This window comes from Halomonas eurihalina (assembly GCF_008274785.1).
Taxonomy (GTDB): Bacteria; Pseudomonadota; Gammaproteobacteria; order Pseudomonadales; family Halomonadaceae; genus Halomonas; species Halomonas eurihalina.
The window spans coordinates 191,458-216,703 of sequence record NZ_VTPU01000004.1; the positions used below are offsets into that span (position 1 = coordinate 191,458).

Genomic DNA, 25,246 nt, shown 5'->3' on the forward strand with positions numbered 1-25,246 from the left:
TTCCGTTACACTGTGTCGCCGAATTCATAGGGGCGCGTCTTGCGCTCCCTGATCCTGATGTGTGGCGAGGTGTGCCTTGGTCGATCCCTTGAATGCCTGGTGGGCCCAACAGCTGGTGCTGTGTGGTTGGGCCTTTGCACCCGATCCTCTGGCGCTCGAGCCGGAGATGGCGCGCACCCGTCTGGCGAGTCTTGACGTTGTCGATCGCGGGGAACTGGGCTGGCGCCTGCTGGAGGCGCTGGATAGCGCCCACCCTGATCCGGCACGCTTACTGGCCGCACTGGAAGTGACGGCCCTGGCAGGGGCGGCCGAGTGGCTGAGTGAATCGCGGGCCCGGCAATGGGGACAGCGCCTGGCCGAGGAGATTCACGCCCACCACGCCGGCCTGGACGACTGGCTAGCGGCGTTGCGTCGCGCGCGTAACGATGAGGGGTGGGTCCGCGGCGATGACGGCTTCGCCGAGGCCTGCGAGGCCCTGGCCACCCTGGAGCACGATGGCGAGGGCGTGACCTGGGAAATGCTGCGCGACTGGTTGCTGGCCAATCGGCAGACGCCGGCACTGTGGCCCGAGGAGGCCGAGGCTCGGGTATGGCGGCTGAGAGCCGCCTTCAGCCCGGTGCTTGAGACGCCGGCATGCACGCTGGACTGGCAGGGGCTCGAGGCCTGGTTGGCCGAGTCGTGGCAGGTGACAGGGCGCGACGAGCTGATTCGGTTGCTCTTGTGGCTGGGTTCTCAGGGCGACCGGCAGGGCTGGGATCTCGATGCCAATCGGTTGCTCGAGGCCAATGCCGAGGCGCGCCGTCGCTGGCATGCCGGGCTGGCGCCCCGGGACCGCGATTTCGGTCGTGTCCTGCTGGGCTTCGTGGAAAGGGGCGAGCCGCTGGAATGGGCGGCCTGGGATTGGCTGCGGATGATCGACCTGGCCTGGGCCGGTGCCTGCCTAGGCTGGCTTGCCGATGACGAGGCCCGGGACGTCGCGCTGCACGGTGCGGATCTGGTGCTGCACCGTTATAGCGACTGGCCAGCACTCGCGCGGGCCTATCAGCGAGGGCGCAGCCTGTTCGAAGGGCAGGATCTACTGGGCGACTTCGAGGCCGACTGGCGCTTGCTCCTGCATGCCCCGGTGAGTCCCTGGAAACCCGCCCTGCAGGAAATGATCGATGCCGAACTGATCGAAGCCTCCCGGGAACGCATACGCGGCTGGCGTCGCGATCCGCGTCATTGGGTGCTGGCCCTGGCGGCGGTACGCGAGCCCGAGCTGGCGTTGCGCCAGGGAGTGGCGCCGAGCCTGCCGCTGGCACGTTGTGAGGACGCGCGCGGCCACTTGACCGAGACGCTCGACCTGCATGCCGACGAAGGCGTGGAGGCGCTGACGCGCTACTGGTTGCCGGCCCAAGCCCATCATCTCAATCAACTCGCGGCGGACGCGGCCCATGGCGCCTTGCCGTCGTCCCAAACGCCCTTCGGCCAGATTGCCGCCGGCGATCAGGCAGGGCGCGATGCACTGGGGCGCGCCAGTCGCCACGCCGCGACCATCCATATGGCGGAGAAGTTCGCATTCCACCTGCAGATGGCCATGGACAGCGAGTGGTTCGAGGCGCCGCGCCTGGCGGAGTTGGCGACGGCGTTACAGGGTTCATTGTGCCGCTTCTATCCCGATGCTCGCCGTCTGCTGTCGGCCTGGGCGCATTGGGAGGCCTTGCTGCCCGAGCCCGAGCAACCCTCCCTGGAGGCGGAGATCCTCTGGCACCGCGATGATCCGGGCAGCCTCTTCCATTGGCTCGACTGGCGTGGTGGCGCATGGCGGGAGCCGGGGCCACGCCCGGGACTCAGCCAGTTTACCGCCATGGCCCTGGTTGGGCCTCTCAACAGTGCGATCTGGAGCCTGCCGCAACCGGAGAGCGAGCGTGAGTGCGTCTCGATCCGCGAGTGGGTGGATGGCCATTACGCTGTACATGGCCCGGAAGGGCTGGCGGAGTTCATCGATTACCTGCTGGAGGTCGGTGACCGTCAGGAATACCAGATCAACTACGCGCCTTATACCCTCAACCCGGCACGCCTGGCCTCGGAGATTGCGACCCTGGAAAGCGATGACTGTGGTGAAGAGGAGCGCAACCACCTGTTGCGCCTCGAGCGTGTGCGCGCCAATGAGGATGGCTGCAACGACCTGGACCTCGCTGCCTGGGATCTGGCCCAGGCCGTGGATCTTGCCATTGCCGGCCGTCAGTTGGACTGGCTGAGCGAGGAGGCGTTCTTCGCCAGGCTGCGGCGTGCTCACACACTGGCCGCCAGCCATTACGGTGGATGGGAGGAGTACGCGCGCGGACTTTACGCCGGTTTTTCCTTCTTCATGGGGGAGACTCCCGAGCGCGAGGCGTTCCTGGGCGGCTTTCGCCAGGCCCTGGCCAGTTGGCTTGCCGCCGCGCCGCCGCTGACGGGCCCCTGGGCGAGTCTAGACTTTCCCGGCGCGCGTCCGCGTCATTGGGCGCCGATGCATGTGGATACTCTCCCGGGGGATGAGAGGCTGCTGCATTGATCGCGTGTCAAGAAAACCATATCAAAGACAACAATGTTGAAATATCGGCACCTATAAGTCGTTGTTCTTGGCTATTATGCGAAAAATGTCTATGCTGAGGCGCGATAAGTCCATCCGCGCATGAGCGGGTCTGGCCTGCCGGGTCATCGCCAATGCTTGGCGGAGCGGGAAGCATTGCAAGATGCCGTATAGGGTGGGCAGTCACGAGTGGTGAACGATGTCGCTAGGCCGGTTTTTGCTTGAGATGGCCGGCTGTGACTCGTCCTGAATGATGCTCAGAAAGAAAGCCAAACCAGGAAGCAATCAAGGAGTATGACAGGGTGAGGGAGCAGGGATGATCAATCCAGGGTCGCGTCGCCTCGTTCCCGTGGCGTTGTTGTGTGTCATGCTGGCGGGTTGTGCCGCCTCGGGCGGTTCCCCGTCTCCGGAAGAACCAACGGGCAATTACTTCGCCCGTGACCTGCCGGGGCTGCCCGGAGGCCCGATGATGTCGCCGGCAGATAATCCCATCCTGCAGGCTCGCCAACTGGGTAATCCGCCCCCCACCCTGATTCGCCAGGCCCTGCTGGCCCAGCACGAACACTGGTTGGGCACTCCCTACCGACTGGGCGGCACCACGCGCAGCGGCATCGACTGTTCGGCACTGGTGCAGCATGTCTTCGCCGATACTTTCCGTCTCGAGATGCCGCGCACCACGGCTCGCCAGGTGCATGAGGGACGACAGATCTCGCGGGATGAATTGCGTCCCGGCGATCTGGTGTTCTTCCGTCCCCCCGGTGCCTATCGGCATGTGGGCATCTATGTCGGCGAAGGCCGTTTCCTGCATGCGTCTTCCTCGCGCGGCGTCAAGCTCTCCTCTCTGGATAATCAATACTGGCAGCGCTATTACTGGCAGAGCCGGCGTGCACTGGATACCCGGCATCTGGCGCAGCGTCTCGACAGCAGTGTGATCGCCTCCGGCGAGGGGTGATGAGCGGGCGTTCAGCGATTGGCGATCACGAAGTCGACGAAGGCCTGCTCCGCCCGTGACAGGTAGGCGCCTTCGGCCCAGGCCAGCGACAGGTCCATCCAGCTCGGTGGCGCGAAGGAGACGGCTGTTAGTTCCGGTTCCTCCACGACGCGTCGCAGGAAAGTGGTGATGCCGAAGCCGCGGCGCACTATAGCCTTGGTCAGCGGTATCAGGTTGGATTCGAAGGCGATATTCGCCTCGGTGCCGCAGTGCTGCGACAAGGCATCGATGAATTCGCGGTGAAAGTAGCCATCCTGGAACAGCACCAGGGGTTCGGCGAAGAAGGCCTCCGGCGTCACGCTGTCGTAGTCGGCGAAGGGGTGCTCCCGCGGTACGCAGACGACCATTTCCTCCCGTGTCAGATGGCGTTTCGCCAAGTGTCGACTGGCACCGTCATCGATGACCACGCCCAGATCCAGCTCGCCACTGGCGATCATGTGCTGCAAGCGTCGCGCGCCGGCTTCCACTACGGTCAGCCGGATGCCGGGATGCTGTGCCTTGAAGCCCATCAGCAGTGGCGGGAAATAATAGGACCCGAGCATCGAGGGGATGCCGATGCGGACCTCGCCCTTGACCAGATCGTGGAGTTCGCGCATGGCCAGGTGAGCGGTTTCGGCGCGCTCGAGCAGCTGACGGGCATGCTCGACCAGCGCTTCTCCCTCCGTGGTGAGCGCGATACGACGTTCGTGGCGATGAAACAGAGTCAGTTCGAGACGGCGCTCCAGGTTGGCGATGGATTGGCTCACCGCGGATTGCGCGATGTGCAGCTCCCTGGCGGCGGCCCCGAAACCGCCCTGGTCGACGACCGCCAGGAAGACCTGCAGGGCGCGAAGGTCGAAGGGTAGGGTCATAAGCCTTGATGATGGACGTTATCATAATATTCTGTTTGGCTTATCATCTTAACCGGACGATCATGGCCATCCAAGCCGGAGGTACTCATGATCGTCGTTCGTAGCCGCGCCTGGTGGCGCGCCACCCTGGCCTTGTGCCTGGGATCCTTGCTGGTCTTTCTCAATCTCTATGTCCCGCAGCCGCTGCTGCCGTTGATGCGTGAGGCCTACGGGATTTCGACATTGGCGGCCAGTCTGACGATGTCGGTCTCGACGCTGGCCCTGGCCGCGGCGCTGCTGGTCTTCGGCCCCTTGTCGGATGCCGTCGGACGTGCCGGCATCATGCGCCTGACGCTGATGCTTGCCGGGTTGCTGTCGATCGTTCTGGCCTTTGCGCCGAGTTTCGAAACCCTGCTGATCCTGCGTGCCGTGCAAGGTTTCGTGCTGGGCGGGCTGCCGGCGGTGGCGATCGCCTGGATGGGCGATGAGTTCGACAGGCCTGCGCTGTTGTCGGCGGTCGGGCTCTATATCGGCGCCAATACCCTGGGCGGCATTGGTGGACGTGTGATCGGTGGCTCGATGGCCGAGATCGGTGGTGTGTCGGCCAGTTTCCTGGCGGTGGGGGCGCTGACCCTGGTCGGGGGTGCGGTATTCTGGCGCCTGCTGCCGCCGGCCAGGCGTTTCGAGCCGCGCCGCTTTCGTCTGCGCGAGGCGCGGGCCGGTCTCGCCGGGCATCTGCGCAATCCTGTGCTGCTGGGTGCCTATCTGTTGGGAGGGTTGAATTTTCTGATCTTCATCAACCAGTACAGCTACATCACCTTTCGCTTGGCAGCGCCTCCTTTCGAACTGGGAGAGCAGTGGCTCGGGCTGCTGTTTCTGACTTATCTCAGCGGTACCCTGGGCTCGACGCTGTCCGGCCGCCTCTCGCGGGCGATTCCCCAGCCGACATGCATGGCGTTCGGTATCCTGCTGCTGATGGCGGGCACGGCCCTGACGCTTTCCGATCATCTCTTCCTGATTCTGGCGGGATTGACCGTCAATGCCTTCGGCTTTTTTCTCGCCCATTCGATGGCCTCGAGCTGGGTGGGGCGCCACGCACAGCATGATCGGGGCAGCGCCTCGGCGCTGTATCTGGTGTTCTATTACACGGGGGCGAGCCTGGGAGGGTTTTGGCTGGAGCCTTTCTGGTTGATGGGGAACTGGTTGGGCGTAGTGTTTGCTTCCTGGCTGATTCTGGCCATCACCTTCGCGATCGCCTGGTGGTTGCGCCGCGGCGAGCGTCGCCATTCCATGGCGAACGAGCCGATCGGGGGCTGACGGCGGTATCAGGGGCGTGCGCTGGCTTCGGCTTCGTCGCCCCAGATCTCTTCGAGACGATCCGAGCGTCCGCAGGCGGACTTGTAGAAGTGGTAACGCAGCGGGTTCTTGTCGTAGAAGTTCTGGTGGTAAGTTTCGGCCGAATAGAAGGCCTTGAAGTCGCTGATCTCGGTGGCCACTTTGCGGTCGAAGCGTTCGGCCACCGCCTCGCGGCTGGCTTCGGCCAGTTGCCGTTGTTTAGCGTCCATCGGGAAGAGGGCGCTGCGATAGGATGGGCCCTCGTCGCAGAATTGCCGATTTTCGGCGAAAGGGTCGACATTGCGCCAGAACACGTAAAGTAAAGTGTCATAGTCCACCCGGGTAGGGTCGTATTCGACCTTGACCGCCTCGGCGTGGCCGGTGCCACCGGCGACGACTCGATCGTAGCTGGGATCGGCCACGTCTCCACCGCTGAAGCCCGAGGTGGTGGAGATCACGCCCTCGACCTTGTCGTAGGCCTCCTCGACGCACCAGAAGCAACCGGCCGCGAAAACGGCACTGGCGGTATCGGTGTTGTCGGCCATGGCAGAAGGGGCGAGGCCGGCGATCAGCAGCAGCGGCCAACATCGTGCGGGGAGTGGCGAGATTGGCATGATGGCGATCCTCGAGACGGCGCCTGTCGGCAATATATGGCAAGGGCTGGCGAATCCCCTGTAGATTCGATGTCTATAGGATGTCAGGGTTCCTCGCAAGCCCTGCAAAGGGCTCACATCGCCGTGACTGTCATCATCGCAAGGAGGCTCCCTATGCTAGATCGCTGGACCATGCCGCTGACCCAGGCCCCCTTGCACTGGATGGCGTGGGGGCTGGCGCGCTTGGGTGTCCGGCCCGACCAGGTGACCCTGGTAGCGTTCTTGATCGGCATGCTGGCGTTACCCTTGCTGGCATGGCAGGCCTATGCGGCGGCGCTGGTCATGATCCTGCTCAACCGGCTGGGCGATGGTCTGGATGGTGCCCTGGCAAGATACATCGGCCGTGCCAGCGATGCTGGCGGATTTCTCGATATTGGCCTCGACTTCGTCTTCTATGCCGCCGTGGTGCTGGGGTTCGTCCTGGCCGATCCGGCCGTCAATGCCCTGGCAGGTGCATTCCTGTTGTTCTCGTTCATCGGCACCGGGACGTCCTTTCTGGCCTTTGCCATCATGGCGGCCCGCCATGGGCTGGAAAGACCGCGCTTTCAGCGCAAGGCCTTCTATTACCTGCATGGCCTGACCGAGGGTACCGAGACGGTCGTGGCGCTGATGGCATTCTGCCTGTGGCCAGGGCAGTTTCCAGTTCTGGCGACGCTGTTTGCCGTGGCCTGCCTGATCACGACCGCGACTCGCCTGTGGGGCGGCTATCGAACCCTGGCCGCGCTACCGGTGGAGAACCACGATGCGGTTTGAGGGGATTGGGGGAGGGAGGAAAAGCAGACACAAAAAAGGGAGCGACCCGCCGGTCGCTCCCGCTATCGAACCGTTGGCTCGGCGCGGACAGGGCACTCAGTGCTCCTGGTCGCCCTCGCCATGCACGTGGCCATGCTCGATTTCTTCCTGGCTGGCTTCGCGAACCTCGGCGATCTCGACGTCGAAGTTCAACTGCTGGCCGGCCAGCGGATGGTTGCCGTCGACGGTGACGGTGTCGCCTTCGACCTTGGTCACGGTGACCATCAGCGGTCCACCCTGGGTCTGGGCCTGGAACTGCATGCCGGGTTCCACGTTTTCGACGCCCTGGAAGGCATCCCGCGGGACTTCCTGCACCAGCTGCGGCTGCACCTCACCGTAGCCTTCTTCCGGCGTGACCTGGGCTTGAAGCTTGTCGCCAGCCGCGCGGCCTTCCATTTCCTTCTCGAGGCCCGGAATGATGTTGCCGGCGCCATGGAGATAGGTCAGCGGCTCACGACCCTCTGAGCTGTCCAGCACTTCACCTGCATCGTTGGTCAGGGTGTAGTGAAAAGCGACAACCGAATTTTGCGCGATCTGCATTGATGAACCTTTGGTGAGTGCATGTAAGATGGCATGGTAACGTGGGATATCCGGCTCTGTCAGTGGCTCTGGGGATTTTTCAGGTTATCGCGTACGTGCCTGAAGTGGATTCACGTCACGAGTCGCCGGTTGCGTGCCGTGGCGGGTGGGGATACCCTTTGGAGATCACATTTTCCCCGCCGTCTTCCCGACCTCTTGTGGAGAACTTCATGATCGTGACCTTGATCTGGGTGATCGCCTTCGCCGTGATCCTGTTGCTGTGCCTGAAACGCTGGGAGACGTCCGTCAGTGGCGCGGTGGGCAAGCTGCTGCCCGATATCCTGCGCAGCGAGGATGATCGCTGGGTCTGGAGTCCCGCTATCGCAGTGCTGGGGGCCACGGCTATCGTGCGTCCGGTGGACATGATCTTGACGCTGTTGATCATCGGCCTGCTGGTGCTGATTGGTGGCAAGCTGGTGTGCTGGGCGATGAGCAAGATCGACTTCCACTGACGCTTGCGTCTCGATGCTGACTGACGAACAGGGCCCGCGGATGATTGATCCGCGGGCCCTGTTGCGTGTAACGGTGTCGTGGACCGTTAGCTGATATCAGATATCAGTAGGGCGCGACGCTGACGTTGCGGCCGGTGCCGATCAGACGCACTTTCTGGCCCACCTGGAAGCTCTGGTCCGATTTTTGTACCACGACGACCTGCTCGCCGTTGTTCTTGCGGATCTCGAGTTCCGTGGCATTGACCATGTTGGTGGATTCCTCGATCTTGGTGCCGGCCACGGCACCGCCGATGGCGCCGGCTGCGGTGGCGAGCTGGCGTCCGGAGCCGCCGCCGATCTGATTGCCGAGCAGGCCACCGATGATGGCGCCGCCGCCACTACCCAGCAGGCCTCCGGCCCGGCTGTCGGCTTGGATCTGCACCGGGCGCATGGCAGTGATGGTGCCGATGGTGACGCTCTGGGCAGACTTTGCCTGGTTGCCGGAATAAACGTTGCCCGAATAGGGCGAGGTGTTGGCACAGCCGGCGAGTGTCAGGGTGCTCAGGACCAGTACGGGGAGAAGACGCTTCATGTGTGACCTCCTTGCCAAAATGGTATGCGTGACAGCGATGTTGGCCGGTGATGTGCTGTCTGAACGCGGCAAACGGTGAATGGATGTGTTTCCGAGTCTATCTCGGAGGCATGAGTTTGACCAGTGATCGGCGGGGTCGTGCGTTTGAACCATAAAACCCCCGCGCCTGATGGCGGGGGGTGGGGTTGGGCATGCGCGGGCATTTTTACAGTGCTTGTGCTCAGAAATCGCCGGTCAGCACTTCGTCCCAGGCATCGTCGAGCGAGTAGCCCACACGATTATCGATGGTATCGATGACCTTGACGGCATGTTGTAGAGACTCGTGATTGCCCTTCAGGGCAAGTACCAGTTTGGCCAGATCCTGCTTGCTGAACGTGCTGGCAATGAGGTCGGCTTGTTGGCTCAGTTCGTTGCAGTTCATGTGTAACACCTCTTGATAGGGCCATCTGACAGGGCCATTTGTTGCCAGGATAACGTCTCGTCTGAGTCCGCCACCTGTCATGGCATTGGCGTATGTTTGCTACTCATGCCGGGCCGGGTAAGTGCCCTGTGCTGCAGTTGCGAAATGGTCACAAGCTTGGAAAGACCATCGCCTTTGGCGCCCGGATCATCAGGAAAGCGCCGCGGTTTGTAGCCCAGAGCAGGGTCGCGAATCGGGATAACGAAACGTTTGCCTGCTGCTGTGATTTCAATATGGTGCAGGACAGCAAATGCCACAATGCCTCCTTGGGTGCACGCCGGGTTGTAACTCGACTACATGTTGTCCAAAGAGTGGATATTGCTGTCGGTAAGTTTCATGACAGTGGTCGAACACCTGCACGAACGCATGAACATGAAGGCATGAAAAAGGGGAGGCCAAGGCCTCCCCGGAATGAATCGGTGATATCTCGGTCAACCGAACTGGTTCATGGTGTTGTCCTGGCCACCGGCCTTGAGTGCGGCTTCGCCGTGGAAGAATTCCTTGTGATCGTCGCCGATGTTGGAGCCGGCCATGTCCTGGTGCTTGACGGTGGCGATGCCCTCGCGGATCTCGCGGCGCTGCACGCCTGCCACGTAGGCCAGCATACCCTCGTCGCCGAAGTAGCCGCGTGCTAGGTTGTCGGTGGACAGGGCGGCGGTGTGGTAGGTCGGCAAGGTGATGAGATGATGGAAGATGCCAGCCTCGCGTGCGCCGTCGCGCTGAAAGTTCTGTGTCCACTCGTCGGCCAGGCGGCCCAGTTCGGTCTCGTCGTACTCGGCGCTCATCAGGTTGGCGCGGTCGTAGGCGGAGACGTCCTTGCCCTCGGCTTCCCAGGCGTCGAACACCTGCTGGCGGAAGTTCAGGGTCCAGTTGAAGGACGGCGAGTTGTTGTAGACCAGCTTGGCGTCCGGGCAGATCTCGCGGATGCGGTCCACCATGTGCTTGATCTGGCCGACATGGGGCTTTTCGGTCTCGATCCACAGCAGGTCGGCGCCATTCTGCAGGCTGGTGATGCAGTCGAGCACCACCCGATCCTCGCCGGTGCCCGGCTTGAACTGGTAGAGACCGGACGCCAGGCGCTTGACCTTGACCAGCTTGCCGCTCTGCTTGATGACCACATCGCCGTTGGCGATATCGTCCGCGGAGGCGATTTCGTCACCGTCAAGGAAGGCATTGTACTGATCCCCCAGGTCGCCGGGCTCATGGCTGACGGCGATCTTCTGGGTCAGGCCGGCACCCAGGGAATCGGTGCGGGCGACGATCACGCCATCTTCCACGCCGAGCTCCAGGAAGGCGTAACGCACGGCGTTGAGCTTGGCGATGAAGTCCTCGTGGGGCACGGTGACCTTGCCGTCCTGGTGTCCGCACTGCTTTTCGTCGGAGACCTGATTCTCGATCTGGATGCAGCAGGCACCGGCTTCGATCATCTTCTTGGCCAGCAGATAGGTGGCCTCGGCATTGCCGAAGCCGGCATCGATATCAGCGATGATCGGCACAATATGCGTCTCGAAGTTATCGATTCTGCCGAGCAGTTCCTTGGTTTTCAGCTCGTCGCCGGCCTGCTGGGCAGCGTCCAGTTCGCGGAAAAGATGGTTGAGCTCCCAGCTATCGGCCTGGCGCAGGAAGGTGTAGAGCTCCTCGATCAAGGCCGGCACGCTGGTCTTTTCATGCATCGACTGGTCGGGAAGCGGGCCGAACTCGGAGCGCATGGCGGCGACCATCCAGCCGGAGAGGTAGAGGTAGCGCCCCTTGGTTTCACCGAAGTGCTTCTTGATGGAGATCATCTTCTGCTGGCCGATGAAGCCGTGCCAGCAGCCTAGCGACTGGGTGTACTGGCTGGTATCGGCGTCGTAGGTGGCCATGTCGTCGCGCATGACGGCGGCGGTGTAGCGCGCGATGTCCAGGCCGGTGCGAAAGCGGTTCTGCAGGCGCAGGCGGGCGGCGTGATCAGGGTTGATGTTGTCCCACTTGCCACGTTGGGCCTCGCGGTGCTGGGCCAGTGTCTGACGTTCGTCGTTGAAAGCTGCCATGGGGTGATCCTCTCGTTCAGGTCAAGGAACTGCTTGGTCACATTTTGTGCTGCAACCGCGAAATAGCGTTCTCTTTCATGGCGGACGGCATGGTGGTTTTTCGTGCCTTGCTCGTCCCCTGACGAGTGCGCTTGTTATATCGCTGGTTGAGGGGAATATCGCTCAGTGCGTGTTGGCGCACTCGTCTTGTGGATCACTATGGCCCCGTATGACGGGCTTTCACCATTGGTATTTGGGAGCAGGAAGGGTTGTAGCTCGACGACAGGAACCCGTTTGAGCGAGGGGTTCCTGTAGTCTTTTTTCGCGGAGGGAGATGAGAAAGGAAGGTCAGTCGCGCAGGGATAGCGTCATGTTGCGATGCGGAATTCCGGCGTCCAGGAAGGTGTCGCCATGGGCGTGGAAGCCGAGTCGTTCGTAGAAGGCGAGGGCGTGGGTCTGGGCGGCCAGGGCCACATGGACATCGCCTCGGCGACGGGCCGAGGCGATGGCGGCTTCCATCAGCGCGAGGCCGATGCCTCGGCCTCGCGCGTCTTTCAGCACGGCCACCCGGCCGATATGGCCGTCGGGCAGCAGGCGCGCGGTGCCTAGCGCTTTGCCGGCGGCGTCGAGTGCCAGGAAGTGCCGGCACTCGTCATCGCGGCCGTCCCATTCCTCCTCTTCGGGGACCTGCTGCTCTTCGATGAACACCACTCGGCGGATCTCGCTGGCAATGTCACCGAGTTCGCTCCAGTCGCCTTCGCGGATTTCCAGTGCGTGCATCATGCGTTCATTCCTCGTCGAGACCGGTCCAGTCGAGGCTGCCGGCATCCAGTAGATGGACCAGGACCCGTGGGGCCTCGGCATGCTCCAGCAGGTGGGCGTCGAGCGTCGCGGTTCCGGCCAGTTCCCGGGCCAGCCCGGTGGGGCAGTCGAGGCCATCGCCATCGACGAACAGGGTCGCGCGCTCGTCGTCCAGGGCACGCCAGGCGAAGCGCGAACCGAGGCTGCGCTCCAGCGTCTCGCCGGCTTGTAGTGCGGCGACAAGCTCGGCTTCCTCGGTGGGCGTCTCGTTGGGCACCAGTTGGTCGACGTACTTGGGCTGGGTCATGACCCGGCCGAACCATTGGGCCAGCTGGGCGGGGTCGTCGAGCGTCTCGAGGATCAGGGCGCGCATGCGGGACAGCGCGGCGTCGTCGAGTTGCGCGGGATCCTCGGGGACGTCCATGCTGGCATCGGCGTAGCGATGCGAGGCGGGGAGCTGCTCTCCGATGTAGTCGGCAAAGGAGGTGATGGCTTCGTCCGCCGAGGGGGCGCGGAAGCCAACCGAGAACGTCAAGCAGTCATCGGACTGGCTGACGCCGTGGTGCGCCCAGCCCGGCGGGAGATACAGCATGTCGCCGGGTTCCAGCACCCAGTCCTGACCGGGCTGCACCTCGAAGCGCTCGAGGATGCGCAGGTCGATTCCGGCGATGATCGGGGCGTCTTCCGGCACGCGTCCGCCGAGCTGCCAATGGCGTTGACCGCTGGCCTGCAGCAGGAAGACGTCGTACTGGTCCACATGGGGGCCGACGCTGCCGCCGGGAGGCGCATAGCTGATCATGATGTCGTCGAGCCGCCAGCGGGGCAGGAAGTCGAAGCGTTCGAGCAGTTCGGCCACCCCGGGAACGTAGTGATCCACCGCCTGGACTAGCAGCGTCCAGTCCCGCTCGGGCAGCCGGGCGAAGGTGGCTTCGTCGAAGGGGCCGTGACTGACCTGCCAGGGGCCTTCGGGGCCGTGTTCCTCGACCAGGCGCGCCTCGATGTTGTCCTCGCAGGCCAGCCCGGCCAGCTCGTCGGGGGAGAGCGGACTCTCGATATCGGGAAAGGCGCCGCGGATCAGCAAGGGCTGTTGCTGCCAGTAGTCGCGCAGGAAGTCGGCGGCGGACAGGCCGCCCAGCATCGTGAGGGGCGAATCGGGTGACATAGGCTACCGGGTCGTCGAGAGGTTGAAGGCTAGCTGTAAGCTATAAGCTGTAAGCCATAAGATAAACCCCCGCTGATATGCGGGGGCTATATTCTACGTTTACGGCTTACGGCTCAAAGCTTGCGCTTGTTCGCTGGCGTTGCCGATGTAGGTCGCCGGCGTCAACGCCTTGAGATCTTCCTTCACCGCGGCGGGGAGTTCCAGCGTATCGATGAAGGCGGCAAAGCCGGCCTGGTCGATGCGCTTGCCGCGGGTCAGTTCCTTGAGTTTCTCGTAGGGCTTCTCGATGCCGTAGCGGCGCATCACCGTCTGGATCGGCTCGGCCAGGACTTCCCAACTGGCGTCCAGGTCCTCGGCCAGGCGCGCGGCGTTGGCCTCGAGCTTGCCGATGCCCTTGAGCGAGGCCTGGTAGGCGATCAGCCCGTAGGCCAGGCCGATGCCCAGGTTGCGCAGCACCGTGGAATCGGTCAGGTCGCGCTGCCAGCGGGAGATCGGCAGTTTCTCCGCCAGGTGGCCGAGGATGGCGTTGGCGAGCCCCAGGTTGCCTTCGGAGTTCTCGAAGTCGATGGGGTTGACCTTGTGCGGCATGGTCGAGGAGCCGATCTCGCCGGCCACGGTGCTCTGCTTGAAGTAGCCCAGCGAGATGTAGCCCCAGACGTCACGATCGAAGTCGATCAGCACGGTGTTGTAGCGGCACACCGCATCGAACAGCTCGGCAATGTAGTCGTGGGGCTCGATCTGGGTGGTGTAGGGGTTGAAGGTCAGGCCGAGCTCCTCGACGAAGGTGCGGGCGTTGGCCTCCCAGTCGATCTCCGGGTAGGTGGTCAGGTGAGCGTTGTAGTTGCCCACCGCACCGTTGATCTTGCCGAGGATCTCCACCGACTCGATCTGCTTCAACTGACGACGCAGGCGATAGGCGACATTGGCCATTTCCTTGCCCAGGGTGGTGGGGCTGGCTGTCTGTCCGTGGGTGCGCGAGAGCATCGGCTGTTCGGCGTGCTCGTCGGCCAGGTGCGCGATCTCGTCGGCGACCCGATGCATCACCGGCAGCAAGGTGGCCAGGCCATCGGTGAGCATTACGCCGTAGGAGAGGTTGTTGATGTCTTCGCTGGTGCAGGCGAAGTGCACGAACTCGGTGACGGCGTGCAGCTCCGGCGTGTCGGCGATGCGCTCCTTGATGAAGTATTCGACCGCTTTGACGTCGTGGTTGGTGGTGCGCTCGATGTCCTTGATGCGTTCGGCATCGGCCACCGAAAAATCACGTACCAGAGCATCCAGTGCCGTGCTGGCCTCGGCAGAAAGCGCCGGGACCTCGGCGATGCCGGGATGGGTGGCGAGACGTTGCAGCCAGCGAACCTCGACGGTGACGCGGGCACGGATCAAGCCGAATTCGCTGAAATGCTCGCGCAGGATATCGGCCTTGCTGCCGTAGCGGCCATCGACGGGAGAAAGGGCGGTGAGGGCGGACAGAGGAAGAGACATGGTTCGTGTTCCGGTCGGTTACAGGGTGTCGAGAGCTTTCTTCAGGGCGTTGCGCTGGAAGATCAATTTCCAGCGACGTCCGCCCTGCTGATGCCAGAGCAGTCCGAAGCGGACGCCGGCCAGCAGGCAGGCACGCACGCGTTCCGGCATCATGCGGCTCTGCAGCAGGGAAGGGTCGCCCTGGACGACAATGCGTGTCTTGAGGGTGGAAAGGGTCTGCTGATAAGCCTCGCCGAGGCTGGCGATGATGTTCTCGTGGGTCTCGCCGAAATGCTCGGCCTGGCCCTGGACGCGCGTCAGGTGCTGTCCGAGGTCGTCCATCATGGCGTTGTTGCCGCGCAGCTTGTTCATCAGCATCAGCAGTGAGAAACCGTAACGCATCACCACCGGATTGGCCTGGCGGCGTCCGAGCACTCCCTCGAGCGTGTCGAGCCCCAGGCGCAGGTTGTTGGGATGCCCGCCGTAGATGGCTTCAAAGTTTTCGGGATTGGTGTCCAGGGTGGCGTGGATCAGAGTGTCCCAGGCGCGTTGCTCGACCTGTCCGGTGCGGGCGAGTTCGTCGACCAGGCTGGCGGCCTGGAAGACGCCGGCCAGGGCCAGGGCCTGGCGCCCGACTGGTGTGTCGGGCGCCGGGTGGATGGGCGTGGATGCATTCATGCAGCCGCCTCCGTGGCATTCCAGGTGGCACGGATCACACCGCCGCCAAGGCAGATGTCCCCGTCATAGAGCACCAGCGACTGGCCGGGGGTCACGGCGCGCTGCGGATCGTCGAAATGCACCTCGACGCCACCATCCTCGGCGACTCGCATGGTGCAGGGCACGTCGTCCTGGCGATAGCGGGTCTTGGCCTGGTAGCGTCCTTCGGGCGCGGGAGGCGTGCCGGCTACCCAGTCCATGGCCTCGGTGGCCAGGCTGTCGGTATAGAGCAGAGGATGATGCTTGCCCTGCACCACGGTGAGCACGTTGTGCTCGAGATCCTTGCCGGCCACGTACCAGGGGGCATCGGGATAGTTGGTCAAGCCGCCGATGCCCAGGCCCTGGCGTTGCCCGAGGGTGTAGTACATCAACCCCATGTGCTCGCCGATGATGTCGCCATCCGGCGTTGCGATGGTGCCCGGTTGGGCGGGCAGATACTGTCGCAGGAAATCGCGGAAACGGCGCTCGCCGATGAAGCAGATCCCGGTGGAATCCTTCTTGCGCGCCGTCGCCAGGTCGTGGCGCTCGGCGATGTCGCGGACTTCGCTCTTTTCCAGCTCGCCCACTGGGAAGAGGCTACGGGCGATGGCGGCCTCGGGCACGGCGTGCAGGAAGTAGCTCTGGTCCTTGTTGGCATCGAGCCCCTTGAGCAGGCGCGCATGGCCGTCGCGCTCGGCGCGGCGCACATAATGACCGGTGGCAATCCACTCGGCACCGAGCATCTCGGCGTACTCGAGGAAGACCTTGAACTTGATTTCGCGGTTGCAGAGGATGTCCGGATTCGGCGTGCGCCCGGCCTGGTACTCGGCGAGGAAGTGCTCGAAGACGTTATCCCAGTACTCGGCGGCGAAGTTGGCGGTGTGCAAATGGATGCCGAGCTTGGCGCACACGGCCTCGGCATCCGCCAGGTCTTCCTTGGCGGTGCAGTATTCGGTGCCGTCGTCCTCGTCCCAGTTCTTCATGAACAGGCCTTCGACATCAAAGCCCTGTTCGAGCAGTAACTGGGCGGATACGGAGGAGTCGACACCGCCGGACATGCCGACGATGACCTTGCCGTTGCTGGCTGACATGGCGCTCTCGGATTGAATGGGTCGCAAATGGGGAGAGATTATACCTGATTCGAGTTCGAAGCTCGAAGATGGCGCCAGAGGTAGATCGCGGCTGACGCCGCTGGAAGAGACAAGAACGGCGCTTGGTGCCAGAGGTAGATCGCGGCTGACGCCGCTGGAAGAGATAAGAACGGCGCTTGGCGCCTTTAAGAGAGAAGAAAATCCTTGAGGCTCCAGATCTTGGGGCCAACCTGTCTTCCCTCTTCCCTCTTCCCTCTTCCCTCTTCCCTCTTCCCTCTTCCCTCTTCCCTCTTCCCTCTTCAGCGCTCGTGAATCGTATCCATGGGGTAGAAGCGTTCGGCGATGGCGTCACGGATGCGGCGCATGACCAGAGGGCTGCGCATGCGACCCTCGCGCTCCAGGGCTTCCAATTCGTCCAGCGGGAGCCAGTGTACCGCCCGGATCGCCGGGTCGAGCTCATTGCCGAGATGGGCGAGTGCCATGCCGTGGAAGCCGTGGCTGTGAAAGGTCTTGCCATCGGGCGCCTGATAGACGTATAGCCCCAGGTAGTCGGTGATGCCCACCTGCCAGGCGGTTTCCTCGCGTAGTTCGCGCAGGGCGCCGTCGCGGATGCGTTCGTCGGGTTCCAGGTGGCCGGCGGGCTGGTTGAAGAGGGTCTGCGGGCCGCCGCGATCCTCTTCAACCATCAGGTAGCAGCCGGCGCGCTCCACCACGGTGGCCACGCTGACGATGGGATACCAACGGCTCATGTGCGCTTCCTCATGGATGAGCGGCGGGGCTTGTGGCGCGGCGCGTTGAGCGTCTCGCAACGCCACTGTCCCGGCGCCAGGCCGTCGAGCGTCCAGGGGCCGATGGCTGTGCGCACCAGGCGCAGTGTTGGATGTCCGACATGCGCGGTCATGCGGCGTACCTGGCGATTGCGTCCTTCGGTAATGATGAGCTCCAGCCATTGGGTAACGGGATGGCGGCGCGGGTCCACTGCCGGTTGGCGGTCTGGCAGGGACACGCTTTCCAGCCGGCGAACTCGGGCAGGGCGGGTGCGCCCGTCCTTCAGTTCGACGCCGTTGCGCAGTGCCGCCAGGGCATCGTCGCTCGGCGTCCCTTCGACCTGGACCCAGTAGGTCTTGGGCTGCTTGTGTTTCGGGTGGCTGATGCGGTGAATCAGTTCGCCGTCGTCGGATAACAGTAACAGGCCCTCGGAGTCGTGATCGAGCCGGCCGGCCGGATAGATGCCGGGCACGTCGATGTGCTCGGCCAGCGTTGCGCGCCCTTCACGATCAGTAAATTGCGAAAGCGTGCGATAGGGCTTGTGGAAAAGATATAAGCGGCTCATGAGGGTATCTTACCGGTCGCTGCGCCGGGATGGCAGGGATCGTCTTCGATCCGGGTTCATGCGTTGGCGACGGCGGGCTGATATACTGCGCCTCGCTCGCCGGAGCGCCTTCGTCGCTTTTCTGGATCTGGCGTGACCAGCCCCGAGTGATGACCGATGCCTCGTTGTGACTGTTGTGCCGGGCTGTTCTCACCCCATGGTTCCTGTCTTCCAGACATTGTGAGCGAGCGCTACCGATCCCGTTTCATGCACCGCAGTGTTCAGAGAGATCTACGCCAACATGTCAAAAACGCCGAAGATTATCTATACGCTTACCGACGAAGCGCCGGCCCTGGCGACCCGTTCCCTGCTGCCGATCATCGACGCTTACACCGATTCGGCCGGCATCACCGTCGAGACTCGTGATATCTCCCTGGCCGGGCGTATCATCTCGCAATTCCCCGATTGCCTTTCCGACGCGCAGCAACTCGGCGATCACCTGGCCGAGCTGGGCGAGCTGGCCAAGACCCCGGAAGCCAACATCATCAAGCTTCCCAACATCAGCGCCTCCGTGCCACAGCTCAAGGCGGCCATCAAGGAGCTGCAGGGGCAGGGGTATCCGCTGCCGGATTATCCCGACGAGCCGAGCGACGACGCCGAGCGTGACGTCAAGGCACGTTACGATCGCGTCAAGGGCAGTGCGGTCAACCCGGTGCTGCGTGAAGGCAACAGCGACCGTCGCGCGCCAAGCTCGGTCAAGAGCTATGCCCGCAAGTACCCGCACCGCATGGGTGAGTGGCAGGCCAGTTCGCGCTCCCACGTTGCCCACATGAGCGAGGGGGACTTCTACGGCAGCGAGAAGTCTGCCCTGATCGCCGCTGACGGCGCGGTCAAGATCGAACTGATCGGACAGGACGGCAGTGTCCGCGTGCTCAAGGAACAGACGCCGGTGTTGGCAGGCGAGGTCATCGACGGCGCGGTAATGAGCCGCAAGGCGCTGAGTGCCTTTGTCGCCGAGCAAATCGACGATGCCAAGCAGCAGGATGTGCTGTTCTCCCTGCACCTCAAGGCGACCATGATGAAGGTCTCCGACCCGATCATGTTCGGTATGGTGGTCGACGAGTTCTATCGGGACGTGCTGGACAAGCATGCCGAGGCCCTGGAAAGCGTCGGCTTCGATTCCAGCAATGGCATCGGCGATCTCTATGCCACGATCGCCAAGCTGCCGGAAGCCAAGCGGGCCGAGATCGAGGGTGATATCGAGGCGCTCTATGCAGAGCGGCCGCGTCTGGCCATGGTCGATTCCTACAAGGGCATCACCAACCTGCACGTGCCGAGCGACGTGATCATCGACGCCTCCATGCCGGCGATGATCCGGGATTCTGGCAAGATGTGGGGCGCTGACGACGCGCTGCATGATACCAAGGCAGTGATCCCCGATCGTTGCTATGCGGGCATCTATCAGGCCGTCATCGACGACTGCAAGCAGCACGGTGCCTTCGATCCGACCACCATGGGCAGCGTGCCCAACGTCGGTTTGATGGCTCAGAAGGCCGAGGAGTACGGCTCCCACGACAAGACCTTCCAGATCCCCGCCGACGGCACCGTGCGCGTCACCGATGCCGCCGGAGAGGTGCTGTTCGAGCATGCGGTCGAGCAGAGCGACATCTGGCGCATGTGTCAGACCAAGGATGCCCCGATCAAGGATTGGGTCAAGCTGGCCGTGAGCCGTGCCCGCGAGAGCGACACGCCGGCGGTGTTCTGGCTCGATGCACAGCGCGCCCACGACGCTCAACTGATCAAGAAGGTCGAGAACTACCTCCAGGATCACGATACCAGCGGCCTGGACATTCGCATCATGGCGCCCATGGAGGCGATGCAGTTCTCTCTCGAGCGTATCCGCAAGGGCGAGGACACCATCTCGGTGACCGGCAACGTGCTGCGCGATTACCTGACCGACCTGTTCCCGATCATGGAACTGGGCACCAGCGCCAAGATGCTCTCCATCGTACCGCTGATGAACGGTGGCGGCCTGTTCGAGACCGGTGCCGGCGGCAGCGCGCCCAAGCATGTCCAGCAACTTCTCGAGGAGAACCACCTGCGTTGGGACTCCTTGGGCGAGTTCCTGGCGCTGGCCGCTTCCCTGGAGCATCTGGGCAAGACCTTCGACAACGCCCGTGCCAGGGTGATGGCCAAGGCGCTGGACGAAGCCAACGGCGAGTTCCTCGACAGCAACAAGTCGCCGTCGCGCAAGGTCGGCGAGCTGGATAACCGCGGTAGCCACTTCTACCTGGCCATGTACTGGGCCGAGGCGCTGGCCGCTCAGGACGAGGACACCGAGCTCAAGGAGCTGTTTGGCAAGCTCGCCACGGAACTGCGAGCCAAGGAAACGGCCATCGTCGAAGAGCTCAGTGGTGTGCAAGGGCAGCCGGTTGATATCGGCGGCTACTATCATGTCGACGGTGCGCTGGCGGATGCCGTCATGCGTCCCAGCCGCACCCTTAATGCTGCCCTGGAGCTGGTGGCCAAGCGCTAAGCGCTTCCCTGATCAGCGTGAACTGACGTGTTCCGGCCCCGTCCTGGTTCAAGGGCGGGGTCGCTGCATTGAGGGATGCATGAAACTGTAGCAGGGTAAAACCATGATGAACCCGCGTGCGCCGTCGACGTCCAATTATCCGTCGAAGGGCATCGATGGAGGCTTGTCGAGAAGCGAAGTGGTGCTTATGTTCAGAAGAGAGGAGAGAGTGATGGCGGACCGCCTAGCTTCGTACCGGGCCGGAATGACGCGCCCTCCGGAGCCTGATGAAGGCGACGGCGATGTCGCGGTGCAGTCGTCCGAGCCGGAGCTGGCGCACCCTCCGATGTATAAAGTGGTCTTGCATAACGACGACTTCACCCCAATGGAGTTCGTTGTCGAGGTGCTGCAGACCTTTTTCCATATGGATAGCGAGACGGCCGTGCAGGTCATGCTGGCGGTTCATACCCAGGGCAAGGCCACTTGTGGCATCTTTACCCGGGATATTGCGGAAACCAAAAGCCACCAAGTCAATCAATATGCACGAGAGTGCCAGCACCCGTTGCTGTGCGATATCGAGGCGACGGACGATTGAGCATCGGCATGGTCCAAGGGGAAAATGGCGAAACAGCGTTGGAGAAGTCACTTGCAACGTTGTCGTTTGTACCCGATGTTGATGATGCCGGACCGAGAAAGATCCGACGCGAGCCCTAAGCGGCGAGAAGGGGACTGCCATGCTGAGCAAAGAACTTGAACTGACCCTCAACACGGCCTTTACCGTAGCGCGTTCCAAGCGTCACGAGTTCATGACCGTGGAGCACCTGCTGCTGGCTTTGCTGGATAACGCCTCCGCGGCGGATGTGCTCAAGGCCTGCGGGGCCAATATCGATAAGTTGCGGTCCGACCTGCAGGATTTCATCAATTCCACTACGCCGCTGATTCCCGAGGACCAGGGGGATCGCGAGACGCAGCCGACGCTGGGTTTCCAGCGCGTGCTGCAACGTGCCGTCTTTCATGTGCAGTCCTCCGGCAAGAGCGAGGTCACCGGCGCCAATGTGCTGGTAGCGATCTTCTCCGAGCAGGAGAGCCAGGCGGTCTACTTCCTCAAGCAGCAGAATGTGGCCCGGGTGGATGCCGTCAACTACATCGCCCATGGTATCTCCAAGGTTTCCGGCCATGACGAGAACGCCTCTTCCTCGCCGTCGCCCGATGCCGAGGACGTCGAGGAGGCGGGCGGCGAGACGAGCGGCAACCCGCTGACCGGCTATGCCACCAACCTCAACGAGCAGGCGCGCATCGGCAAGATCGATCCTCTGATCGGTCGCGATCACGAGCTCGAGCGGGTCGTGCAGATCCTGGCACGCCGGCGCAAGAACAACCCTCTGCTGGTGGGCGAGGCCGGTGTCGGCAAGACTGCCATCGCCGAGGGCCTGGCCAAGCGCATCGTCGAGGAGGATGTGCCCGACGTGATCGCCGATGCCGTGGTCTATGCCCTGGACATGGGTGCGCTGCTCGCCGGTACCAAGTATCGGGGCGACTTCGAGAAGCGTCTCAAGGGGCTACTGGCCGAGCTACGCAAGCAGCCCAACTCCATCCTGTTCATCGACGAGATCCATACGGTGATCGGTGCCGGAGCGGCCTCGGGAGGCGTGATGGACGCTTCCAATCTGCTCAAGCCGCTGCTCTCCTCGGGCGAGCTGCGCTGCATTGGCTCGACCACCTTCCAGGAATTCCGGGGCATCTTCGAGAAGGATCGGGCACTGGCGCGTCGTTTCCAGAAGGTCGATGTCATGGCGCCCTCGGTGGACGATACCGTGCGTATCCTCAAGGGGCTGCGTTCGCGCTTCGAGGAGCATCACCAGCTCAAGTACACCGATGAGGCTCTCGAGACGGCCGCACGGCTGGCGGATCGCTACATCAACGACCGTTTCCTGCCGGACAAGGCCATCGATGTCATCGACGAGGCGGGGGCGCACCAGCGCCTGTTGCCGCCGGAAGTGCGGGTCGATTGCATCGATGTGGATCAGGTCGAGGCGGTGGTGGCATCCATTGCGCGGATTCCGCCAAAGAGTGTTTCCAGCTCGGATCGCAAGTTGCTTGCGAACCTCGACCGCGACCTCAAAATGCTGGTGTTCGGCCAGGACGAGGCTATCGACAGCCTGTCCGCGGCGATCAAGCTGTCTCGTGCCGGGCTCAAATCGCCGGACAAGCCGGTGGGCAGCTTCCTGTTCGCCGGGCCGACCGGGGTCGGCAAGACCGAGGTGGCGCGCCAGCTGGCGCACATCATGGGCATCGACCTGGTGCGCTTCGACATGTCCGAGTACATGGAGCGACACACGGTGTCACGCCTCATCGGCGCACCGCCAGGATATGTCGGCTACGATCAGGGCGGGCTGTTGACCGAGGCGATCACCAAGCAGCCGCATTGTGTGTTGCTGCTTGACGAGATCGAGAAGGCGCATCCCGAGGTCTTCAACCTGCTACTGCAGGTCATGGACCATGGCAAGCTGACCGACAACAACGGTCGTGAGGCGGACTTCCGTCACGTGATCCTGATCATGACCTCGAACGCTGGCGTTGAGTTGACCACGCGCCGTTCCATCGGCTTCCAGGTGCAGGACCACTCCACCGATGCCATGGAGGCAATTCGCAAGACCTTCACGCCGGAGTTCCGCAACCGCCTGGACGGCATCATCCAGTTCCATTCCCTGCCCACCGAGGTGGTGCGGAGTGTGGTGGACAAGTTCCTGGTCGAACTTCAGGCCCAACTGGACGAGAAGCGCGTGCAGCTCGATGTGGACGAGGCGGCTCGCGACTGGCTCGCGGAACATGGCTACGACCCGGATATGGGGGCGCGGCCGATGGCTCGCTTGATTCAGGAAAAGCTCAAGAAGCCGCTGGCCGAGCTGATTCTGTTCGGGGAACTGGCCGAACAGGGCGGTGCGGTACACGTCAGTGTCGAGGACGACGAGCTGCACCTGGCCTCGGAATCGGAGTTGGCCGACGCGCCCTGAGGCGGCGCGTCAACCGTTCCCATGAACCCACGCCCTGTCTGCGGACGGGGCGTTGTTCGTTCTGGGCTCGCGAATAGGACGCCTCTTGGCGCCTGAAGGGCTCAGCGGGAGCGGTAGACGATGCGCCCCTTGGACAGGTCATAGGGGGTCAGCTCGACCTTGACCTTGTCGCCGGTCAGGATACGAATATAGTTCTTGCGCATCTTGCCCGAGATATGGGCGGTCACCACGTGGCCGTTCTCGAGTTCGACCCGGAACATGGTGTTGGGAAGGGTATCGACGACGACGCCTTCCATTTCGATATGGTCTTCGCGTGCCATATAGGCGATTCCTCGCTGGTAATGTCGGACAACAAAGCGGCACATGGCGAAAAGCCGGCTGTGCCGATAAGGATAGCGCGATATTGTGCCGCATGCCGCTCGCCAAGGCAAAAGGTGGCGGCGTTTTCAGTCGAGGATCAGGCGCCGCCAGTGTCGACCATCGAGCCGTTCCAGAGGGCGGAAGCTCTGCTTGTAGGCCATCTTGCGGCATTGCTGGATCCAGTAACCCAGGTAGACGTAGGGCAAGCCCAGGTAGCGGGCGCGCTCGACCAGGCTGAGGACCGCATAGGTACCGAGAGAGCGGCGCTCGAACGGGTTGGCCGGGTCGAAGAAGGTATAGATCGCCGACAGGCCATGCTCGAGCTGATCGAAGGCGGACACGGCGAGCAGGCGGTCGCCGAGTCGCAGCTCGAGTAACTTGGCGTAATCCTGGTCCAGTGTCAGGAAGGTGCGGTACTGGTCTTCGCTCGGCGGATACATGTCGCCGTCGCTGTGTCGCGTGCGAATGTAGTGGGCGTAGAGCGCGTAGTGTTCGGCATCGAAGACGGCGGGGCGCACGTGTTCGCTCACGTCGGCGTTGCGATGCATGAGCTTGCGCTGGGTGCGGCTTGGCGCGAAATCGTCCACCGGAATGCGTACCGAGACACAGGCGCTGCATCCTTCGCAATGCGGGCGGTAGAGATGGTGGCCGCTACGCCGGAATCCCAGCAGTGTCAGGGCGTCATAGACACCGACGCCCGGGGACTGCTGAGGATCGAGGAACAGCGTGGTTGCCTCGCGCCCCTCCAGATAGCTGCATGAGTGCGGCACCGTCAGGAAAAAACGCAGATCGCGTATCGGCTGCCGGGGAGTGTTACTGCTCAAGGCTGCCGTCTCCTCTCGTTCGTGGCCCTGTCATGTTGTCTCGCCGAGCCGTGTGAACGACCAGGTTGGCGGGGCGATGGTGCTCGACTCCAGGACGTGCTCGCCTTCCGGCATATCGCCCAGCCACTGTTCAAGATAGCCGATGAATTCGGCTCGGGCGATGTCCCGGGCACCCAGGCTGGCCAGGTGAGCGGTATGCATCTGGCAATCGATGAGGCGTCCGTCTTCGCGGGACATGGCCCTGGCCAGCGCCACCAGGGCGATCTTGGAGGCATCGGCCTCGCGCGAGAACATCGACTCGCCGAAGAAGACTGGCCCCAGCGCGATACCGTAGAGCCCCCCCACGAGGCTGTCGCCGCGCCACACTTCCACCGAGTGCGCCGTACCGAGTTCGTGCAGGCGACCATAGGCGGCGCGCATTTCATCGGTGATCCAGGTGCCTGGCTGGTCGTGGCGTGGTGCCGCGCAGGCGCTGACCACGGCATCGAAGGCGGTGTCGGCGGTGACATGGAAGCCCCCGTTGCGCAGGCGCTTGGCGAGGCTGCGACGGACCCGAATCTCGCTGGGCAAGAGTACCATGCGGGGATCCGGGCTCCACCAGAGGACCGGCTGCCCTTCGCTGTACCAGGGGAAGATGCCGTGCCGATAGGCAGTCAGCAGCCAGGCCGGGCTCAGGTTGCCGCCCGCCGCCAGCAGACCGCCTGGATCGTCCAGGGCGGTGTCGACCGGGGGAAAGTGGATGGGGTGTTCGGGCAGCCAGGGGAGCATGCGGGGTATTTCCTTG

General features: G+C 63.1%; 25 protein-coding genes. 8 read left to right on the forward strand and 17 right to left on the reverse strand.

From position 1 onward, the window contains the following. Nucleotides 1–76 precede the first annotated feature (76 nt). Nucleotides 77–2,536, forward strand: coding sequence for a DUF1266 domain-containing protein (locus tag FZZ93_RS06125; protein WP_149321445.1), 2,460 nt, complete (start codon nucleotides 77–79; stop codon nucleotides 2,534–2,536). 334 nt (nucleotides 2,537–2,870) lie between these two features. Further along, on the forward strand, nucleotides 2,871–3,506 hold the full coding sequence (locus tag FZZ93_RS06130) for a C40 family peptidase (protein ID WP_246146123.1): 636 nt from the start codon (nucleotides 2,871–2,873) through the stop codon (nucleotides 3,504–3,506). Nucleotides 3,507–3,517: 11 nt separating this feature from the next. Here FZZ93_RS06130 and FZZ93_RS06135 read toward each other — a convergent pair whose 3' ends face one another. Beyond that, on the reverse strand, nucleotides 3,518–4,396 hold the full coding sequence (locus FZZ93_RS06135) for a LysR family transcriptional regulator (RefSeq protein ID WP_149321446.1): 879 nt from the start codon (nucleotides 4,394–4,396) through the stop codon (nucleotides 3,518–3,520). Nucleotides 4,397–4,483: 87 nt separating this feature from the next. Here FZZ93_RS06135 and FZZ93_RS06140 point away from each other — a divergent pair, with 87 nt between their 5' ends. Beyond that, on the forward strand, nucleotides 4,484–5,692 hold the full coding sequence (locus FZZ93_RS06140) for an MFS transporter (RefSeq protein ID WP_149321447.1): 1,209 nt from the start codon (nucleotides 4,484–4,486) through the stop codon (nucleotides 5,690–5,692). Between the two features lie 8 nt (nucleotides 5,693–5,700). On the opposite strand, the gene msrA is transcribed toward FZZ93_RS06140, so the two are convergent. After that, complete coding sequence (gene msrA, locus FZZ93_RS06145) at nucleotides 5,701–6,324, reverse strand: peptide-methionine (S)-S-oxide reductase MsrA (protein WP_149321448.1); 624 nt, start codon at nucleotides 6,322–6,324, stop codon at nucleotides 5,701–5,703. 153 nt (nucleotides 6,325–6,477) lie between these two features. Between msrA and FZZ93_RS06150 the strand changes: the two genes are divergently transcribed. Beyond that, a complete protein-coding gene (locus FZZ93_RS06150) occupies nucleotides 6,478–7,116 on the forward strand; it encodes a CDP-alcohol phosphatidyltransferase family protein (protein ID WP_149321449.1) in 639 nt (212 codons plus the stop codon). Nucleotides 7,117–7,212: 96 nt separating this feature from the next. On the opposite strand, the gene FZZ93_RS06155 is transcribed toward FZZ93_RS06150, so the two are convergent. Beyond that, complete coding sequence (locus FZZ93_RS06155) at nucleotides 7,213–7,695, reverse strand: FKBP-type peptidyl-prolyl cis-trans isomerase (protein WP_149321450.1); 483 nt, start codon at nucleotides 7,693–7,695, stop codon at nucleotides 7,213–7,215. 209 nt (nucleotides 7,696–7,904) lie between these two features. Here FZZ93_RS06155 and FZZ93_RS06160 point away from each other — a divergent pair, with 209 nt between their 5' ends. Then, entirely contained in the window at nucleotides 7,905–8,186 is a 282-nt protein-coding gene (locus FZZ93_RS06160) for a hypothetical protein (protein WP_149321451.1), read from the forward strand. A 103-nt stretch (nucleotides 8,187–8,289) separates the two neighbouring features. Here FZZ93_RS06160 and FZZ93_RS06165 read toward each other — a convergent pair whose 3' ends face one another. From FZZ93_RS06165 to FZZ93_RS06220, 11 genes are all read right to left on the reverse strand, one after another. Further along, nucleotides 8,290–8,757, reverse strand: a complete 468-nt coding sequence (locus FZZ93_RS06165; RefSeq protein ID WP_149321452.1) for an outer membrane lipoprotein — start codon at nucleotides 8,755–8,757, stop codon at nucleotides 8,290–8,292. A gap of 220 nt (nucleotides 8,758–8,977) precedes the next feature. After that, a complete protein-coding gene (locus FZZ93_RS06170) occupies nucleotides 8,978–9,178 on the reverse strand; it encodes a hypothetical protein (protein ID WP_149321453.1) in 201 nt (66 codons plus the stop codon). A 77-nt stretch (nucleotides 9,179–9,255) separates the two neighbouring features. Beyond that, nucleotides 9,256–9,474 carry a hypothetical protein gene (locus FZZ93_RS06175; RefSeq protein WP_149321454.1) on the reverse strand — a complete coding sequence of 73 codons (219 nt, stop codon included), beginning with the start codon at nucleotides 9,472–9,474 and terminating at the stop codon, nucleotides 9,256–9,258. A 174-nt stretch (nucleotides 9,475–9,648) separates the two neighbouring features. Then, complete coding sequence (locus FZZ93_RS06180) at nucleotides 9,649–11,247, reverse strand: isocitrate lyase (RefSeq protein ID WP_149321455.1); 1,599 nt, start codon at nucleotides 11,245–11,247, stop codon at nucleotides 9,649–9,651. A 327-nt stretch (nucleotides 11,248–11,574) separates the two neighbouring features. Beyond that, entirely contained in the window at nucleotides 11,575–12,009 is a 435-nt protein-coding gene (locus FZZ93_RS06185) for a GNAT family N-acetyltransferase (RefSeq protein WP_149321456.1), read from the reverse strand. A gap of 4 nt (nucleotides 12,010–12,013) precedes the next feature. Next, nucleotides 12,014–13,189, reverse strand: a complete 1,176-nt coding sequence (locus FZZ93_RS06190) for a cupin domain-containing protein (protein WP_149321457.1) — start codon at nucleotides 13,187–13,189, stop codon at nucleotides 12,014–12,016. A 99-nt stretch (nucleotides 13,190–13,288) separates the two neighbouring features. Beyond that, nucleotides 13,289–14,671, reverse strand: coding sequence for an adenylosuccinate lyase (purB, locus tag FZZ93_RS06195; RefSeq protein ID WP_149321458.1), 1,383 nt, complete (start codon nucleotides 14,669–14,671; stop codon nucleotides 13,289–13,291). Between the two features lie 18 nt (nucleotides 14,672–14,689). Beyond that, the gene (gene hflD, locus FZZ93_RS06200) at nucleotides 14,690–15,328 is read right to left on the reverse strand and encodes a high frequency lysogenization protein HflD (protein WP_149321459.1); all 639 of its coding nucleotides are present in this window, start codon (nucleotides 15,326–15,328) and stop codon (nucleotides 14,690–14,692) included. Further along, a complete protein-coding gene (gene mnmA / locus FZZ93_RS06205; RefSeq protein ID WP_149321460.1) occupies nucleotides 15,325–16,437 on the reverse strand; it encodes a tRNA 2-thiouridine(34) synthase MnmA in 1,113 nt (370 codons plus the stop codon). Before mnmA ends, hflD begins: the two co-directional genes overlap by 4 nt. Nucleotides 16,438–16,736: 299 nt before the next feature. Further along, nucleotides 16,737–17,186, reverse strand: coding sequence for an NUDIX domain-containing protein (locus FZZ93_RS06215; protein ID WP_149321462.1), 450 nt, complete (start codon nucleotides 17,184–17,186; stop codon nucleotides 16,737–16,739). Beyond that, nucleotides 17,183–17,770, reverse strand: a complete 588-nt coding sequence (locus tag FZZ93_RS06220; RefSeq protein ID WP_149321463.1) for a pseudouridine synthase — start codon at nucleotides 17,768–17,770, stop codon at nucleotides 17,183–17,185. The genes FZZ93_RS06215 and FZZ93_RS06220 overlap by 4 nt, the downstream gene beginning before the upstream one ends. Nucleotides 17,771–18,050: 280 nt before the next feature. Between FZZ93_RS06220 and FZZ93_RS06225 the strand changes: the two genes are divergently transcribed. The 3 genes from FZZ93_RS06225 (at nucleotide 18,051) to clpA (ending at nucleotide 23,278) form a co-directional block, all read left to right on the forward strand. Then, a complete protein-coding gene (locus FZZ93_RS06225) occupies nucleotides 18,051–20,285 on the forward strand; it encodes an NADP-dependent isocitrate dehydrogenase (protein ID WP_149321464.1) in 2,235 nt (744 codons plus the stop codon). A gap of 211 nt (nucleotides 20,286–20,496) precedes the next feature. Continuing rightward, on the forward strand, nucleotides 20,497–20,859 hold the full coding sequence (gene clpS, locus FZZ93_RS06230) for an ATP-dependent Clp protease adapter ClpS (RefSeq protein ID WP_187774477.1): 363 nt from the start codon (nucleotides 20,497–20,499) through the stop codon (nucleotides 20,857–20,859). 139 nt (nucleotides 20,860–20,998) lie between these two features. Next, nucleotides 20,999–23,278 carry an ATP-dependent Clp protease ATP-binding subunit ClpA gene (gene clpA / locus FZZ93_RS06235; RefSeq protein ID WP_149321465.1) on the forward strand — a complete coding sequence of 760 codons (2,280 nt, stop codon included), beginning with the start codon at nucleotides 20,999–21,001 and terminating at the stop codon, nucleotides 23,276–23,278. Between the two features lie 101 nt (nucleotides 23,279–23,379). Here the strand turns inward: clpA and infA are convergent, their stop codons facing one another. The 3 genes from infA to aat all read right to left on the reverse strand — a co-directional run bounded on the left by infA (nucleotide 23,380) and on the right by aat (nucleotide 25,230). Then, nucleotides 23,380–23,598, reverse strand: coding sequence for a translation initiation factor IF-1 (infA, locus tag FZZ93_RS06240; RefSeq protein WP_013332816.1), 219 nt, complete (start codon nucleotides 23,596–23,598; stop codon nucleotides 23,380–23,382). 126 nt (nucleotides 23,599–23,724) lie between these two features. Further along, the gene (locus FZZ93_RS06245; RefSeq protein WP_149321466.1) at nucleotides 23,725–24,462 is read right to left on the reverse strand and encodes an arginyltransferase; all 738 of its coding nucleotides are present in this window, start codon (nucleotides 24,460–24,462) and stop codon (nucleotides 23,725–23,727) included. Nucleotides 24,463–24,492: 30 nt separating this feature from the next. Then, nucleotides 24,493–25,230, reverse strand: a complete 738-nt coding sequence (gene aat / locus FZZ93_RS06250) for a leucyl/phenylalanyl-tRNA--protein transferase (RefSeq protein WP_149321467.1) — start codon at nucleotides 25,228–25,230, stop codon at nucleotides 24,493–24,495. Nucleotides 25,231–25,246 lie beyond the last annotated feature (16 nt).

Bases quoted from the DNA above. Each gene is read 5' to 3' on its own strand.
- FZZ93_RS06130 (WP_246146123.1), top strand. From the start codon at position 2,871: ATGATCAATCCAGGGTCGCGTCGCCTCGTTCCCGTGGCGTTGTTGTGT.
- FZZ93_RS06135 (WP_149321446.1), bottom strand. From the start codon at position 4,396: ATGACCCTACCCTTCGACCTTCGCGCCCTGCAGGTCTTCCTGGCGGTC.
- FZZ93_RS06140 (WP_149321447.1), top strand. From the start codon at position 4,484: ATGATCGTCGTTCGTAGCCGCGCCTGGTGGCGCGCCACCCTGGCCTTG.
- msrA (WP_149321448.1), bottom strand. From the start codon at position 6,324: ATGCCAATCTCGCCACTCCCCGCACGATGTTGGCCGCTGCTGCTGATC.
- FZZ93_RS06150 (WP_149321449.1), top strand. From the start codon at position 6,478: ATGCTAGATCGCTGGACCATGCCGCTGACCCAGGCCCCCTTGCACTGG.
- FZZ93_RS06155 (WP_149321450.1), bottom strand. From the start codon at position 7,695: ATGCAGATCGCGCAAAATTCGGTTGTCGCTTTTCACTACACCCTGACC.
- FZZ93_RS06160 (WP_149321451.1), top strand. From the start codon at position 7,905: ATGATCGTGACCTTGATCTGGGTGATCGCCTTCGCCGTGATCCTGTTG.
- FZZ93_RS06165 (WP_149321452.1), bottom strand. From the start codon at position 8,757: ATGAAGCGTCTTCTCCCCGTACTGGTCCTGAGCACCCTGACACTCGCC.
- FZZ93_RS06170 (WP_149321453.1), bottom strand. From the start codon at position 9,178: ATGAACTGCAACGAACTGAGCCAACAAGCCGACCTCATTGCCAGCACG.
- FZZ93_RS06180 (WP_149321455.1), bottom strand. From the start codon at position 11,247: ATGGCAGCTTTCAACGACGAACGTCAGACACTGGCCCAGCACCGCGAG.
- FZZ93_RS06185 (WP_149321456.1), bottom strand. From the start codon at position 12,009: ATGATGCACGCACTGGAAATCCGCGAAGGCGACTGGAGCGAACTCGGT.
- FZZ93_RS06190 (WP_149321457.1), bottom strand. From the start codon at position 13,189: ATGTCACCCGATTCGCCCCTCACGATGCTGGGCGGCCTGTCCGCCGCC.
- purB (WP_149321458.1), bottom strand. From the start codon at position 14,671: ATGTCTCTTCCTCTGTCCGCCCTCACCGCCCTTTCTCCCGTCGATGGC.
- hflD (WP_149321459.1), bottom strand. From the start codon at position 15,328: ATGAATGCATCCACGCCCATCCACCCGGCGCCCGACACACCAGTCGGG.
- mnmA (WP_149321460.1), bottom strand. From the start codon at position 16,437: ATGTCAGCCAGCAACGGCAAGGTCATCGTCGGCATGTCCGGCGGTGTC.
- FZZ93_RS06215 (WP_149321462.1), bottom strand. From the start codon at position 17,186: ATGAGCCGTTGGTATCCCATCGTCAGCGTGGCCACCGTGGTGGAGCGC.
- FZZ93_RS06220 (WP_149321463.1), bottom strand. From the start codon at position 17,770: ATGAGCCGCTTATATCTTTTCCACAAGCCCTATCGCACGCTTTCGCAA.
- FZZ93_RS06225 (WP_149321464.1), top strand. From the start codon at position 18,051: ATGTCAAAAACGCCGAAGATTATCTATACGCTTACCGACGAAGCGCCG.
- clpS (WP_187774477.1), top strand. From the start codon at position 20,497: ATGGCGGACCGCCTAGCTTCGTACCGGGCCGGAATGACGCGCCCTCCG.
- clpA (WP_149321465.1), top strand. From the start codon at position 20,999: ATGCTGAGCAAAGAACTTGAACTGACCCTCAACACGGCCTTTACCGTA.
- infA (WP_013332816.1), bottom strand. From the start codon at position 23,598: ATGGCACGCGAAGACCATATCGAAATGGAAGGCGTCGTCGTCGATACC.
- aat (WP_149321467.1), bottom strand. From the start codon at position 25,230: ATGCTCCCCTGGCTGCCCGAACACCCCATCCACTTTCCCCCGGTCGAC.